We start from the raw sequence: 13,633 nt of genomic DNA, 5'->3' as shown, positions 1-13,633 counted from the left end.
ACGCATTCAGCGCACGGGTTAACTTCCTTAACCATCAGTCATTGGCACACTGTCGTCAAAAGCGTTACCTTTGCCCTTCCATGATTTAAATGCATCTGGAGTCAACCGTTTGCATGGTTTCAACGCGCCCGCCAAAGCGCTCAGAACCGGACCGGGACTTCGCAATAGCAAAGGATTCTCAATGAAAAAATCCCTGATTTCGATCGCACTGGCAGGCACGGTAGCCGCCACGGCCTTCGGCGTGATGAACGCATCCGCGGAACCGGCGCTGGACAACCAGGACCAGAAGGTCAGCTACGGCATGGGTGTCGTGCTGGGCGAGCGGATGAAGAACGACCTGCCCAACCTGCAACTGGACCAGTTCGTACAGGGCATCCGCGACGGCCAGGCCGGCGGCGACGCGCCCCGTATGAGCCGCGAGGAAATCCAGGCGGCACTGCAGGCTTACCAGCAGCAGATGCAGCAGGAGCAAATGGCCAAGGTGCAGGAGCAGGCCAAGAAAAACAAGGAGAAGGGGGAATCCTTCCTCGCCGAGAACGCAGAGCGTGATGGCGTTCAGACCACCGACTCCGGCCTGCAGTACGAAGTCGTCGAAGAAGGTGACGGTCCCACGCCGAAAGCCTCCGACACGGTCAAGGTTCACTACACCGGTGAGTTGATCAACGGCGAGGTATTCGACAGCTCACGCGAACGCGGTGAGCCGGTTACCTTCCAGCTGTCCCAGGTTATCCCGGGCTGGACCGAAGGCCTGCAGCTGATGAACGAAGGCAGCCGCTACAAGCTCTACATCCCGTCCGACCTGGCCTACGGCCCGGGTGGCAATCGCGCCATCGGCCCCAATGAGACCCTGGTCTTCGACGTGGAGCTGCTGAAGGTGAACCCGGAAGAAGACTCCGAGTAAACCGCTACAGCGCCAAAAAAGAGCCGGCTTGATGCCGGCTCTTTTTGTTTCGAAATCGGTGATTGACCGGAAGTACAAACCGGTCAGGCAGACGACGAGGACATCACCTTGTCCGCGTGCACGTTGTGCAGGTGCTCAATCAGGAAATCCTCCAGCTCGAACCGCGTCTCAAGCTGCTCCCCCAGACTGGACAGGGGCTCCATCAGGTCTTCCAGCTGTTCCGCCGACAGCGACTCGCCGTCCAGACGATCATTGAACGACAGGGCGATCTCCGTGTTCTCCTCCAGCTTGGGATAGACCTTGGCGACCAGTTCCATGCCGCCATCGTCGAACTCCTTGGCCTCGCGAATCAACTGCTCATAGACCTCGAAGTGTCCGGCCGAAACGTAATCCACCAGGATTTCGCAGAGGCGAACGAACTGGGCGCGTGTCTTTTCCACGTCGCTGAAATCCGTGGTACCGCTCACATCGCAGTACTGGACGATCAACTGCTGGCGCTCACGCAGCCAGCGGTCGATCAGCTCGCTGACGCCACCCCATCGCTCTTTGGCACTCTCCACATTATCCAGCATGAACTCCCCCTGCTCCGGACTTTCTTCTGATTATCGTAAGGACGTTACCCCAAGCTCACCGACCCGGGCAAGCGTTTCATCACGACTGTCGCGGGCGGCGTCCTATCCCCGGCGGGACGACCGGAACGCTCCCAGCAGGATGGCCACACCGATAACAAACAACAGGGTGAAAAAGACCGCGGTCCAGCCCGGGATGCTGAGCCCCAGGAAGCGCCAGACCACCTCGGCACAGTCGCCGGTTCCCTGCAGCGCAATGCTGAGCACTTCGGCCAGAGGCATGATATCCAGCAGGTAATCCACCGACGGGCCACACGCCGGCACCTGATCGGCCGGCAGACTTTGCAGCCACAGCTGGCGCGCCGCCAGGGCACCGCCGGCGCCGGCAAACAGGGCCAACAGGCCGCCGTAGATGCGGCCGCCCCAACCGGCCGGGTTGTGCAGGGCCGCCAACAGCGACAGCGCGCCGACCGCCATCAGCGCCATACGCTGCAGCCAGCACAGCGGACAGGGCTCGAGGTACATGACGTATTCCATGTAGAACGCGGTCCCCAGAAGGGCCGCGCACACCAGAAAAATCAACAGGAAAACCAGACGTCGGCCGGGCATGACATCCTCTGTAGTTCAGCGTGGAACGGAGTGCGACTGGGCTGAGCGGATTCAGCCTGCTATTCTGGACGCACGTTGGAAAAAGGCGGCGTTATCCACAGGATACGATGGCCTGACGCGATCAAACAGCATATCAAGGAGAACTGCAAGCCCATGACATTACGTGGCCTGTTTATGGCAGGCGGACTGGCCCTGTTCTGCCTGGCGAACAGCCTCCCCCTCCACGCCGAAGAAGACACACCGGACGAAAACAGCGAAGAGCAGGCGGAAGCCGCAACGCCGTCCGTCTACGTCGAAATGGACCCGCCGTTCATCACCAACATCGGCCAGTCGACGGGACGCCTGAGCTATGTAAAAGCGGAGGTGACGCTACGGGTGGATTCCACGGCGGAGACGGCAGTTACCGCTCACGAACCCCGCCTGCGCCATGAGATGGTGATGCTGCTGGCCAGGGAGGACCGTGAGGCGTTGTCCTCCACTCAGGGACAGGAAGCCCTGCGGCAACAGGCCCTGGACACGTTCAACCAGGTGCTGGAAGACGAGCAGACCGGCGCCACCATCAAGGACGTGCTGTTCACGTCGTTCGTCGTTCAACGCTAGTCAGGCACCCTGATCGCCGGCGATGGCTGATGCACCAGCCTCCAGACCGGCGACGCCGTCCTCCCAACCGGACTCCCAGGCCGCGACGGCCACCTGGCCCCGGTAGGGGCATCGCTCGCGGGGCAGCCCCATCACCGCCGACAGATAGCCCTGCCGGTACGCCTTGTTCAACGATGCCGCTTTCCAGCCCTGTTCCACGTCCCTGGCCATTGCCGTCTCCCTGATCGCCTTAGCGCAAGCTAACAGGTGATCAGTTTTTAGACAACACCTGCCACACCCCTGATGCCGGACGACACCGGGGTTGTGATCAGTCTGCCAGGTAAGCCTTGCGGTATTCCTCAAACGTCTGCGACGTATCGGCTTCCAGCTCTTTCTGTGTGGCGATGGAATCCGCCGCCATGCGCTCGTAAAGAGCCTGGGTGCCGGTATCCAGTGGGTGCGCCCGCAGCGCCGCCTGGTGGGCGCGCGACTGCCGGAGACTCCAGGCCAGGTGCCCTTCACCGGCTTCGCGCATCGCGTCGAGCACGCGCTGTGAGCGCAGTTGTTGCGGGTTCTGGATGACCTGTCGTTGAGCCTCCAGGGCATCACGATACACCGAATCGCCATTGAACGCGTCCAGCTGTTCGGCCAGCCCCTGCAGTCGCTCCAGCAGACCGGAAGCGGCCTCCAGTACCGGCGTCTGCTGACCGTCGAAGCAGATACTCAGGTCTTCGCGCCGGCCGTTGGCCACCACATCCTTGTAGCTGCCGTCGAGACGGTCGCATTCGGCGTCGCCGATCACGTCGCTGTCGCTGAGCAGGCAATCGAACAGGAACAGGTCGAGGAAATCGATCTGGCTGGCGCCGATGCCCAGCGGCTCGAACGGGTCCAGATCGAGACAGCGCACTTCCACGTACTCCACGCCGCGGCTGCGCAGGGCCTGGATCGGCTTCTCGCCGCGTTCGGTCGACCGTTTGGGACGAACCGCGCTGTAGTACTCGTTCTCGATCTGCAGCACGTTGGTGTTGATCTGCTGGTAACGACCCTGCGCATCTTGCACACCGATCTTCTCGTAAGCCGGCCACGGCGTATGGATCGCCCGGTACAGCGTGTCGGTATAGGTCTTCAGCTCGTTGAAGCAGATGTCCAGCGAGGCCTGGGCATTGTTGTGGTACCCCAGATCCCCCATGCGCAGGGACGTGGCCGGTTCGCCCACCCAGGTATCGTCGGAGAAGCGGTCCAGGTGGTGGGAGACGCCGTCCACGAAGCTGGCGTCCAGGGCCGGTGATGCCCCGAAAAGCAGCATCAGCAGCCAGCTGCGGCGCCGGAAGTTGCGGATCAGCCAGAAGTACTGGTCCGACTTGAAATCCTGCAGGCTGCGCCTGTCATCCAGGGCCTGCTGCCAGCGCTCCCAGAAGCGGTCCGGCAGGGAGAAGTTGTAGTGCACCCCGGCGATGCTCTGCATCATGCGGCCGTAACGCACCGCCAGCCCTTTACGGTAGACGTGGCGCAGCTGGCCGCTGTTGGAGCTGCCGTAGACAGCGATCGGGATGCTCGGGTCGCCATCCAGGCGACAGGGCATGCTGGCGGACCACAGCACTTCGTCGCCCAGCTTGGACTGCACGAAGCGATGGGTGTCGCGCAGGGATTGCAGCAGCGAGCGGGTGTCCTGGCAGACCGGAGTGATCAGCTCCAGCAGGGCCTCGGAATAGTCGGTGGTAATGCGGGAGTGGGTCAGTGTGGAACCCAGCCCCTCCGGATGCGGCGTCTGGGCGATAAACCCGTCCGGATCCACCCGCAACCCTTCTTTCTCAAGGCCCTTGCGGAACCCATGCCAGTCCTGCGCCGAGAACTGCCGGAATAGCCCCTTGCGGGAATCGCCCATGTCAGACTCCTTGGGTCCATCGGCGCCCGGAAACGCCGATGGTCTCTGTTCAGTGTATCAGCGGCCTTTCTTGTTGGCGGAGGCCAATGCCTGCGCCAACGCCCCGGCCATGGCGCCCTGGGGCGCCTTCTGGTTGTCCCGGCCCGCCTTGTTGCCGCGGCCCTGGCGGCGCTCACCACCGCGGCTGCGCTCGTTGCGCTCGGCCTTGCCTTCGCCCGGCTGGTCATCCATACGCATGGACAGGCCGATCCGTTTACGGGGCACGTCCACTTCCATGACCTTCACCTTGACGATGTCGCCGGCCTTGACCACTTCCCGCGGGTCCTTGACGAACTGGTGCGACAGCGCCGAAATGTGGACCAGGCCGTCCTGGTGAACGCCGATGTCCACGAACGCGCCGAAATTGGTCACGTTGGTCACGCTGCCTTCCAGCACCATGCCCGGCTTGAGGTCCTTCAGGGTTTCCACCCCTTCCTCAAACGTGGCGAACCGGAATTCAGGTCTGGGGTCGCGGCCCGGTTTTTCAAGCTCGGCGATGATGTCCTTGATCGTGGGCAAGCCGAACTTGTCGGTCACGAAACGCTGTGGATCGAGACTGCGCAGGAAGGCGCTGTCGCCGATGAGCTCACCCACGGACCGGCCACTGTCCTTTGCGATGGCCTCGACAACGCCATAGGCCTCCGGGTGTACCGAAGAGCGATCCAGCGGGTTTTCACCCCCGGCGATGCGCAGGAAGCCGGCCGCCTGCTCGTAAGTCTTGGCGCCCAGGCGCGGTACGTCCAGCAGCTGCTTGCGGTTATGGAACGTGCCGTTCTGGTTACGGAATTCGATGATGTTCTGGGCGGTCACCTGGTTGAGACCGGCCACCCGTGCCAGCAATGGCACGGACGCGGTATTCAGGTCGACGCCGACGCCGTTGACACAGTCCTCGACCACCGCGTCCAGGCTGCGCGCCAGCTGCACCTGGGACACGTCATGCTGGTACTGCCCCACGCCGATCGACTTGGGCTCGATCTTGACCAGCTCCGCCAGCGGATCCTGCAGCCGACGGGCGATGGACACGGCGCCGCGGATGGTCACGTCCAGGTCCGGCAGCTCGCGGGCGGCGAATTCGGACGCGGAGTAGATGGACGCGCCGGATTCGTTGACCACGATGCGTGCCAGGTTGAGCTCCGGATAGCGTTTGATCAGGTCGGACGCCAGCTTCTCGGTTTCGCGCGACGCGGTGCCGTTACCGATGGCGATCAGCTCGATCTTGTGCTGACGGCACCACTTGGCCATCTGCTCGATGGACGCATCCCACTTGTTCTGCGGTGCGTGGGGGAAAATCGCGCCGTGATCGGTGACCTGACCGGTGCCGTCGATCACAGCCACCTTGACGCCGGTGCGCAGGCCCGGGTCCAGGCCCAGCGTCGGACGCGGGCCGGCCGGTGCCAGCAGCAACAGATCCTTGATGTTGGCGGCGAACACCTGGATGGCCTCGGCCTCGGCCGACTCACGCACCTGGGCCACCAGCTCGGTTTCCAGGTGGGTGGACAGTTTGACCCGCCAGGTCCAGCGCACCACCTCGTTGAGCCAGCGATCCGCCGGGCGGCCCTGGTCTCGAATCTTCCAGTGACCGGCGATGGTCTGCTCGGCCGGGGAGGCCTTGGTGCGGTCGTCCTCGTCGTCACCGATCACGATGCTGTAGTTGAGGATACCCTCGTTGCGGCCGCGCAGGATGGCCAGGGCCCGGTGCGACGGCACCTTCTTCAGCGGCTCGCTGTGCTCGAAATAATCCCGGAACTTGGCGCCCTCGTTTTCCTTGCCGGCCACCACGCTGACCTTCAAGGTGCCCTGCTCCCACAGGAAATCGCGCAGACGGCCCAGCAGTTCGGCGTCCTCGGCGAAGCGCTCCATGAGGATGTATTTGGCGCCGTCGAGCGCCGCCTTGGCGTCCTCGATACCCGCCTCGGCATTGAGGTAGTCCGCGGCCAGGGTGTCCGGGTCCTGGGTCGGATCGTCATAAAGCGCGTCGGCCAGCGGCTCCAGCCCCGCTTCCCGGGCAATCTGGGCCTTGGTGCGGCGTTTGGGCTTGTACGGCAGGTAGAGGTCTTCCAGGCGGTTCTTGGTATCGGCGGACTCGACGGCCTCGCGCAGCTCGTCGGTGAGTTTGCCCTGCTCGTCGATGCTGGACAGGATGGTGGCGCGACGGTCTTCCAGCTCACGCAGGTAGCGCAGGCGCTCTTCCAGGGTCCGCAACTGGCTGTCGTCGAGCGAGCCGGTCACTTCTTTCCGATACCGGGCGATGAACGGCACCGTGGCGCCTTCGTCGAGCAGTCCGACCGTTGCACTGACCTGTTGTTGTCGAACGCCCAGTTCATCGGCGATCCGCTGGAAAATACTGTTCATGCCACCTCACTTGCGTTGCTTGGCTACCGGAGGAAACCGCGGATTATAGCGCCATGGCGGTGCTGTCGGCGATCCCCGGATGATTCAGGACAGGACGCGGCCGGCCGCGTCCGTCGGGTTTCAGGAATATGGAGCGAAAGGTACAGGGCGCGGGGGCCGTGGACAAGCCAATGGCCCGGACAGGTGCGGCGGCGCGGCCGGGAACCGCGTCAGGCGTCGCTGCCCACGTCGCCCCCAATGCGGCGGTTGCGGGATTCCAGGAAGGTCACCAGGTCCGACCAGGGCATGGGGCGCGCGTAGTAGTAGCCCTGCACCTCATCGCAGTGTTGCTGGCGCAGGAAGTCGAGCTGGCCGGCGGTTTCCACGCCCTCGGCCACCACGCTCATCTGCAGGCTGTGGGCCAGGCTGATGATGGCGCGGATGATGTGTTCGGCGTCGCCGCTCTCCCCCAGGCGCTGGACGAAGGACTTGTCGATCTTGACCAGGGAGATGGGCAGGTGCTGCAGATTGCTCAGCGAGGAGAAGCCGGTGCCGAAGTCGTCCAGCGCGAAGCTGATGCCCAGCTGGTTGAGCTCGCGCAGGCAGCGCTGGGCGTAGTCCGGATCGTGCATCATGGCGCTTTCGGTCAGTTCCAGCTCCAGCAGGCTGGTGTCGATGCTGGCGTTGTAGATGATGCGGAAGATGGTCTCGGTCATCTTGCGGTCGTGGAACTGCCGGAACGACAGGTTCACCGCGAACACCATGCCCGGATACCCCAGCGACGAAGCCTCGCGCAGGCGCTCGCAGGCCTGCTCCAGCACCCAGTAGCCGATGGGGACAATCAGCCCGCTGCGCTCGGCGGCGGGGATGAATTCGTCCGGGCCGACCAGGCCCCGCTCGGGATGATTCCAACGCAACAGGCACTCAACGCCGCGCACTTCCTCGGTGATCAGGTCGATGCGCGGCTGGTAATAGAGTTCCAACTGTTTGCCGCGCAAGGCATTGCGCAGGTCCGCTTCCAGGGTCAACTGGCGCCCGACGGTGATGTGCAGTTGCTGGTTGTAGAAGCGGTAGCTGGTACCGGCGTCGCGCTTGGCCTCGAACATCGCGCGATTGGCCTGGCGCAGCAGTATCTCCGGCGTGTTGCCGGCTTCCGGGTAGGTGGCGATGCCGACGCTGGCGCTGAGCATCACGCTCTTGCCGTCCACCACCACCGGCTCGTTGAGGGCGGACACCAGCTTGCGGATCACCTGGGTGACATCGAGGGAGTTCTCCACCCGCTCAATGATGATGGCGAACTCGTCGCCGCCGATGCGCATCAGCGAATCCACCCGACGCAGCACCCGGCGCAACCGTTCGGCCAGCTTGAGAATCAGCTGGTCGCCGGCCTGAAAGCCCAGGCTGTCGTTGACCGACCGGAACTCGTCCAGGTTGACGTGCAGCAGGGCCAGGCGGTGGTCATGGCGCTCGGCGCGCAGGATGGCCTGTTGCATGCGATCGAAGAACAGGTCGCGATTGATGAAGCCGCTGGCCACCTCGCGCCCCAGCTCGCCGTGGGTGACCGCCATGGCCCGATGCCGGTACAGGGCGCACATCAGGGCCCGCCCCAGGTTCCAGGGATCCAGCCGGCCCTTGCAGAGGTAGTCGGTGGCGCCGTTGACCCGCGCCGGCGGCAGGCCGATCGCCTCCGGCTCGGCCCCCAGGGCCACCACCGGACGCTCGTCGCCAGCCACGGCGAGGTACTGCAGAAACACCGTCTGCGAGGTGACGAACATGACGCTGTCCCACAGCACCACATCGAACTGGGTGTGGCTGATCAGGTCTTCACAGTCGGCCAGTTCCGGGCACCAGGTCAGTTCCACCCGCAACTCGGGATTCTGGCGTAGCAGGTGGGCGTACCACAGGTAGTCCTGCAGTTCCGGTGTCAGGATCAGCAGACGGATTGTGGTGGTACTCCACGGGTCGTCCAGGTCAATCATCCGCAGCGGCTAACTCCCTTGTCTGTCGTGCGGCGCCAGCGGACGCTTCCGCCCCGACGCGTCGAACCGCACTGACGATGCCGAATTCCCCTGCAGGTGCCGGGTACAACAACTCGAGCATGTTTTCTGATTCCGCCCTTTCCATAGCGTGCATGAACAGCATAGACGACGGCGTCAGGCGATGCAGCGCCTTTTTGCCCCCGACTCCAGCCGGATCCGGCGTCCCATCGGTAGATCCCGACAGTCCGCCAGACAATGGTAAACCCACTGCGCCGACTGGTGTAGAATGAGGCCTCTTTTTTGCCCCCAACCGGCGATCTCGTTCCCGGCGCGCCGCAGCGGCTCCAAGGGTAAACGAATTTTTCAGGCAGGACACCCGTGGCACAGCTTAACCCCCGTCAACGTGAAGCGGTTCACTATGTCGATGGCCCCCTGCTGGTCCTGGCCGGCGCGGGCAGCGGCAAGACCAGCGTGATCACCCGCAAGATGGCCTACCTGATCGAGAACGTAGGCATCCCCGGGCGACATATCGCCGCCCTGACCTTTACCAACAAGGCGGCCCGGGAAATGAAGGAGCGGGTGACACGCCTGGTCGATCGCAAGCTGACCCGCGGCCTGACCGTGTCCACCTTCCACAACCTTGGCCTGAACATGATCAAGGAGGAGCACGCCCACCTGGGCTACCACCCGGGCTTCTCCATTTTCGACGCCGAGGACGCCAAGGCCCTGCTGCAGGACCTGATGCTGCGCGAGGACAGCGCCGACGCCGGCGACGAGCTGTCCGACATCCAGATGACCATCTCCAACTGGAAGAACGCCATGTGGGCGCCGGGCCACGCCCTGAGCCGGGCCGAGGACGAGCGCGAGCAGCGCATCGCCCTGATCTACAAGCGTTACCAGGAATACCTGAAAGCCTACAACGCCGTGGACTTCGACGACCTGATCCTGCTGCCGGTGCAGCTCTTCCAGACCCACCCGGACGTGCTGGAGAAGTGGCGCCGCAAGATCCGCTATATGCTGGTGGACGAGTACCAGGACACCAACCTGTGCCAGTATGAGCTCGTCAAACTGCTGGTGGCCAACCGCGCCGCCTTCACGGTGGTGGGCGACGACGACCAGTCGATCTACGCCTGGCGCGGCGCGCGACCGGAAAACCTGGCCACCCTGAAGGACGACTTCCCCAGCCTCAAGATCGTCAAGCTGGAGCAGAACTACCGCTCCACCTCGCGCATCCTGCGGTGCGCCAACACGGTCATCGCCAACAACCCGCACGTGTTCGAGAAAGCACTGTGGAGCGACCACACCATCGGCGACGAGATCCGCATCGTGCGCTGTCGCAACGAGGACGCCGAGGCCGAACGCATCGCCACCGAGATTCTCGACCAGAAGCTGAAAAAAGGCATCGACTTCCGGGATTTTGCCGTGCTTTACCGGGGCAATCACCAGTCCCGCCTGCTGGAAATGAAGCTTCAGGCCTACCAGATTCCCTACCGCATCTCCGGCGGCCAGTCGTTCTTCTCGCGCAACGAGATCAAGGACGCCATGAGTTACCTGCGGCTGATGATCAACCCGGACGACGACGCGGCGTTCCTGCGCGTGGTCAACGTCCCGCGCCGGGAGATCGGCCCGGCCACGCTGGAGCAACTGGGCCACTATTCGCGCGGGCGCAACGTCAGCATGTTCAAGGCGCTGCACGACCTGGGCGCCGAGGAGCACGTCTCGGAGCGCGGCCTGGACAAGCTGCGGCGTTTCGCCCACTGGACCGACCGCACCAGCCAGCGCCTGTTCCGGGAAGATCCGATTCCGGTGATCAAGCAGCTGTTCACCGACATCGAGTACGAGGAGTGGCTGCACCAGCACGCCGGCACGCCCAAGCAGGCGGAGCGGCGCATGGACAACATCTGGTACCTGGTCGACTCGATCCAGCGCATGCTGGACGACGGCAAGGGCACGGCGGACGAGCTGGGCATCGAGGACGCCATCAGCCGGCTGATCCTGCGCGACATGATGGAGCAGCGCGAGGAAGAGGACGACAGCGACAAAGTCCAGCTGCTCACCCTGCACGCTTCCAAGGGTCTGGAGTTTCCCCACGTGTTCATCATGGGGCTGGAAGAGGAAATCCTGCCGCACCGCTCCAGTATCGAGGAGGACAACATCGAGGAGGAGCGCCGGCTTATGTACGTGGGCATCACCCGCGCGCGGGAGACCCTGGCGCTGACCTACGCCGCCCAGCGCAAACAGTACGGCGAGAAGATCGAGACCATTCCCAGCCGCTTCCTGGATGAATTGCCGGAAGAGGATGTGCTCTGGGAAGGCACCGGCGACACCGATGAGGCGGCCAACCAGCGCAAGGGCAAGGCCACGTTGAGCGCTCTGCTGGGGGACCTGGGCGCCTGACCACCGCCCCGGGGCCAAACACAACGAAGCCGGGCATTGCCCGGCTTCCGGTTGAACGACGTTCAGCGTCAGGACGCGCCGTTATTCGACCGCTTCCACCATGTGCTCCACCGCCGCCTGGATTTCCTCGTCCGGGCAGTTGGCGCAGCCGCCCTTGGCGGGCATGGCGTTGAAACCCTCGATGGCATGGGTGACCAGAGTGTCCAGCCCCTTTTCCAGGCGGGGCGACCACGCCGGGGCATCGCCCGTCACCGGCGCGCCGGCCACACCGGCGTTGTGGCAGGCGGCGCAGACGGACTGGTAGACCTCCTCCCCGGAGCGAGGCCCGGAGGAGGCCGATGCGGAGGCCGGCGCAGCGGAGGTCAGGATATCCCCGCAGTCCTCACCGTCCACACACACGGTACCGATCGGCGCAATGCGTGCCTTGATCTGATCCTCCACGGCAGCCGTCGCGCTGCCGCCCTGCAGCCCCAACACCAGCAGAACGGCCACCAGAACTCTCATCATCGTCACAGTGAGTACCCCCACCCGTTTCTGTTTATATTATGGTCACGCATTATAGCCGCTAAAAAAAACAAGCCCAACGACCGTCGGATCCGGCCCGTCCGCCAATACCAGCGGCAAAGAAACTTCCTTAAAATTCAGTTAATCACCTGACCCGTTCGCAACGTAATGGGTATCATGGGCCGCAAACCAAGGAGTTCCGAATGCCGAAACAATTTCCCAAGGCGCACCCCTGGCGCCGACCGCTGCTGATCACGGAATTCACGGCCCTGGCTATCCTGGTCGGCTCGATGATGCTGCTCGGTCGGATGGCCGGCCCCGACGGCCAACTCAATCCAATGTGGTTGCTGATTCCGGCCCTGTCCAGCCTGGCGGTGTTTCTCAGCTTCATCGGCCTGATGTATCTGCGCTGGGTGGCCAACGTGGAAGCGGAAAGTGCATTCAAACACAAACTCATCTTTGGCCTGCTCGCCGTGACGCTGCTCGGTGTCTGGGCCTACTCCATCGCCCAGACCTGGCAAAGCCTCTGAGCCCACGGGATTCACTGACACGGACGGACCGACGTTATGCGAGCATTACCCGCCCTTTGCCTGGCCCTGACCGCGCCGCTGGCCGCCGCACAGGACGACGCCACCACACCGGATTTCCAGGGCTTCGCCGCCGACGACTGCGCCCTGATCGAAAACGGCGTGCAGCGGCTGGCCTGCTACGATGCCATCACCGATCCACAGGAGGCCCGGGAACGGGCCAGCGATGAGCGCATTGAACGGGCCGACGAGGCGACCGAGCGACTGCAGCTGACGCCGGAGAACAACGCTGTAACCGACGGCGAGAGTGGCGTTGAGGAACGCGAAGGCGATACCGCAGACTCTGCGGTGGATCGCTACTTCGCCACCGAAAAGGCTCTTTTTTCGTTTTCCGGTAGCTTCGTCTCCCACCGTCCGACGTACATCCTGCCGTACACTTACGTGCACGACCCCAATGATCGGCCGTACAGCCCCACCCAGGGGTTTACCGACTACGACAAACCGCTGGACTACGACGAAGCCAAGTACCAGATCAGCTTCAAGGTGCCCCTGCTGACGGGCATGTTCGACGACCGCACCACCTTGTGGTTCGGCTACACTCAGGTGTCTTTCTGGCAGGTCTTCAACAGCGACGCCTCCAAACCCTTCCGCGAGACCAACTACGAGCCGGAGCTGTTCGCGCGCTACGCGGCCCAGTGGGATCTGGGCCCGGGCCGGCTGGAGGCGCTGTCCCTCGGCCTCAACCACCAGTCCAACGGCCAGTCGGATCCACGCTCACGCAGCTGGAACCGCATCATGGGTGGCGCGGTGTACACCTGGGACCGCTGGATGTTCATGGTCCAGCCCTGGTACCGGATTCCCGAATCCAAATCCGAGGACGACAACCCCGACATCGAGAAGTATCTGGGCTACGCCGACTACTGGGCGGTTTACAAAGTCGACAGTGATCGCACCTTCTCGCTGAAACTGCGCAACAACCTGCGCACGGACGACAACAAGACGTCGGTCACCCTCGGCTACAGCTTCCCGATCGGCGATACGGTCAAGGGCTTCGTGCAGTACTTCAACGGCTACGGCGAGAGCCTGATCGACTACAACGAACGCGTCCAGCGGATCGGGATCGGCATCATGCTGAACGACTGGCTGTGAGGCTGCGAGACATCGGGATAGTTGCGGATGCCTGGCGGCGTCACAGGCACTGACGTTTTTGCCGTAAAAGACGATCACTCCCGAAGTAATGTAGCGGAAGCTTCAGCTTCCGAGCCGCGCGACGGGCGGCCGATACCAGACAACGGCAGACGCGAAACGCCCCC

12 protein-coding genes are annotated in these 13,633 nt (G+C 63.4%); 5 read left to right on the top strand and 7 right to left on the bottom strand.

Going from position 1 to position 13,633, the window contains the following annotated elements; genetic code table 11:
* The first annotated feature begins 181 nt into the window (after nucleotides 1–181).
* Nucleotides 182–901, top strand: a complete 720-nt coding sequence (locus tag DKK67_RS01665; RefSeq protein ID WP_111493774.1) for an FKBP-type peptidyl-prolyl cis-trans isomerase — start codon at nucleotides 182–184, stop codon at nucleotides 899–901.
* An 83-nt stretch (nucleotides 902–984) separates the two neighbouring features.
* Here the strand turns inward: DKK67_RS01665 and rsd are convergent, their stop codons facing one another.
* Nucleotides 985–1,473: a sigma D regulator gene (rsd, locus tag DKK67_RS01660; protein WP_111493772.1), complete on the bottom strand. Its 489-nt coding sequence runs from the start codon at nucleotides 1,471–1,473 to the stop codon at nucleotides 985–987.
* Between the two features lie 102 nt (nucleotides 1,474–1,575).
* Entirely contained in the window at nucleotides 1,576–2,079 is a 504-nt protein-coding gene (locus tag DKK67_RS01655) for a disulfide bond formation protein B (RefSeq protein WP_111493770.1), read from the bottom strand.
* Between the two features lie 153 nt (nucleotides 2,080–2,232).
* Between DKK67_RS01655 and DKK67_RS01650 the strand changes: the two genes are divergently transcribed.
* Nucleotides 2,233–2,679 carry a flagellar basal body-associated FliL family protein gene (locus DKK67_RS01650; RefSeq protein WP_111493768.1) on the top strand — a complete coding sequence of 149 codons (447 nt, stop codon included), beginning with the start codon at nucleotides 2,233–2,235 and terminating at the stop codon, nucleotides 2,677–2,679.
* Here the strand turns inward: DKK67_RS01650 and rmf are convergent, their stop codons facing one another.
* From rmf to DKK67_RS01630, 4 genes are all read right to left on the bottom strand, one after another.
* Nucleotides 2,680–2,889, bottom strand: coding sequence for a ribosome modulation factor (gene rmf / locus DKK67_RS01645; RefSeq protein WP_111493766.1), 210 nt, complete (start codon nucleotides 2,887–2,889; stop codon nucleotides 2,680–2,682).
* 97 nt (nucleotides 2,890–2,986) lie between these two features.
* A complete protein-coding gene (gene gshA / locus DKK67_RS01640; RefSeq protein WP_111493764.1) occupies nucleotides 2,987–4,543 on the bottom strand; it encodes a glutamate--cysteine ligase in 1,557 nt (518 codons plus the stop codon).
* Nucleotides 4,544–4,600: 57 nt separating this feature from the next.
* Nucleotides 4,601–6,934 carry a Tex family protein gene (locus DKK67_RS01635; RefSeq protein WP_111493762.1) on the bottom strand — a complete coding sequence of 778 codons (2,334 nt, stop codon included), beginning with the start codon at nucleotides 6,932–6,934 and terminating at the stop codon, nucleotides 4,601–4,603.
* 209 nt (nucleotides 6,935–7,143) lie between these two features.
* A complete protein-coding gene (locus DKK67_RS01630; protein ID WP_111493760.1) occupies nucleotides 7,144–8,892 on the bottom strand; it encodes a putative bifunctional diguanylate cyclase/phosphodiesterase in 1,749 nt (582 codons plus the stop codon).
* Between the two features lie 378 nt (nucleotides 8,893–9,270).
* Here DKK67_RS01630 and rep point away from each other — a divergent pair, with 378 nt between their 5' ends.
* Nucleotides 9,271–11,289 (top strand): DNA helicase Rep, encoded by a 2,019-nt coding sequence (rep, locus tag DKK67_RS01625; RefSeq protein ID WP_111493758.1) that lies wholly within the window; start codon nucleotides 9,271–9,273, stop codon nucleotides 11,287–11,289.
* Between the two features lie 81 nt (nucleotides 11,290–11,370).
* Here rep and DKK67_RS01620 read toward each other — a convergent pair whose 3' ends face one another.
* Entirely contained in the window at nucleotides 11,371–11,796 is a 426-nt protein-coding gene (locus tag DKK67_RS01620; RefSeq protein ID WP_111493756.1) for a c-type cytochrome, read from the bottom strand.
* A 200-nt stretch (nucleotides 11,797–11,996) separates the two neighbouring features.
* Between DKK67_RS01620 and DKK67_RS01615 the strand changes: the two genes are divergently transcribed.
* Both DKK67_RS01615 and DKK67_RS01610 read left to right on the top strand, forming a co-directional pair.
* Nucleotides 11,997–12,323 carry a hypothetical protein gene (locus tag DKK67_RS01615; RefSeq protein ID WP_111493754.1) on the top strand — a complete coding sequence of 109 codons (327 nt, stop codon included), beginning with the start codon at nucleotides 11,997–11,999 and terminating at the stop codon, nucleotides 12,321–12,323.
* Between the two features lie 36 nt (nucleotides 12,324–12,359).
* Nucleotides 12,360–13,469, top strand: a complete 1,110-nt coding sequence (locus DKK67_RS01610) for a phospholipase A (RefSeq protein WP_111493752.1) — start codon at nucleotides 12,360–12,362, stop codon at nucleotides 13,467–13,469.
* Nucleotides 13,470–13,633 lie beyond the last annotated feature (164 nt).

It is taken from the genome of Marinobacter bohaiensis, assembly GCF_003258515.1.
Classification (GTDB): Bacteria; Pseudomonadota; Gammaproteobacteria; order Pseudomonadales; family Oleiphilaceae; genus Marinobacter_A; species Marinobacter_A bohaiensis.
The sequence above is the reverse complement of the archived record's forward strand: the minus strand, read 5'-3'. Positions and strand labels throughout refer to the sequence as shown.

Coding starts and splice junctions, on each gene's coding strand:
- DKK67_RS01630 (WP_111493760.1), bottom strand. CDS start 8,892: ATGATTGACCTGGACGACCCGTGGAGTACCACCACAATCCGTCTGCTG.
- gshA (WP_111493764.1), bottom strand. CDS start 4,543: ATGGGCGATTCCCGCAAGGGGCTATTCCGGCAGTTCTCGGCGCAGGAC.
- DKK67_RS01620 (WP_111493756.1), bottom strand. CDS start 11,796: ATGATGAGAGTTCTGGTGGCCGTTCTGCTGGTGTTGGGGCTGCAGGGC.
- DKK67_RS01665 (WP_111493774.1), top strand. CDS start 182: ATGAAAAAATCCCTGATTTCGATCGCACTGGCAGGCACGGTAGCCGCC.
- rmf (WP_111493766.1), bottom strand. CDS start 2,889: ATGGCCAGGGACGTGGAACAGGGCTGGAAAGCGGCATCGTTGAACAAG.
- DKK67_RS01650 (WP_111493768.1), top strand. CDS start 2,233: ATGACATTACGTGGCCTGTTTATGGCAGGCGGACTGGCCCTGTTCTGC.
- DKK67_RS01655 (WP_111493770.1), bottom strand. CDS start 2,079: ATGCCCGGCCGACGTCTGGTTTTCCTGTTGATTTTTCTGGTGTGCGCG.
- DKK67_RS01610 (WP_111493752.1), top strand. CDS start 12,360: ATGCGAGCATTACCCGCCCTTTGCCTGGCCCTGACCGCGCCGCTGGCC.
- rsd (WP_111493772.1), bottom strand. CDS start 1,473: ATGCTGGATAATGTGGAGAGTGCCAAAGAGCGATGGGGTGGCGTCAGC.
- DKK67_RS01615 (WP_111493754.1), top strand. CDS start 11,997: ATGCCGAAACAATTTCCCAAGGCGCACCCCTGGCGCCGACCGCTGCTG.
- DKK67_RS01635 (WP_111493762.1), bottom strand. CDS start 6,934: ATGAACAGTATTTTCCAGCGGATCGCCGATGAACTGGGCGTTCGACAA.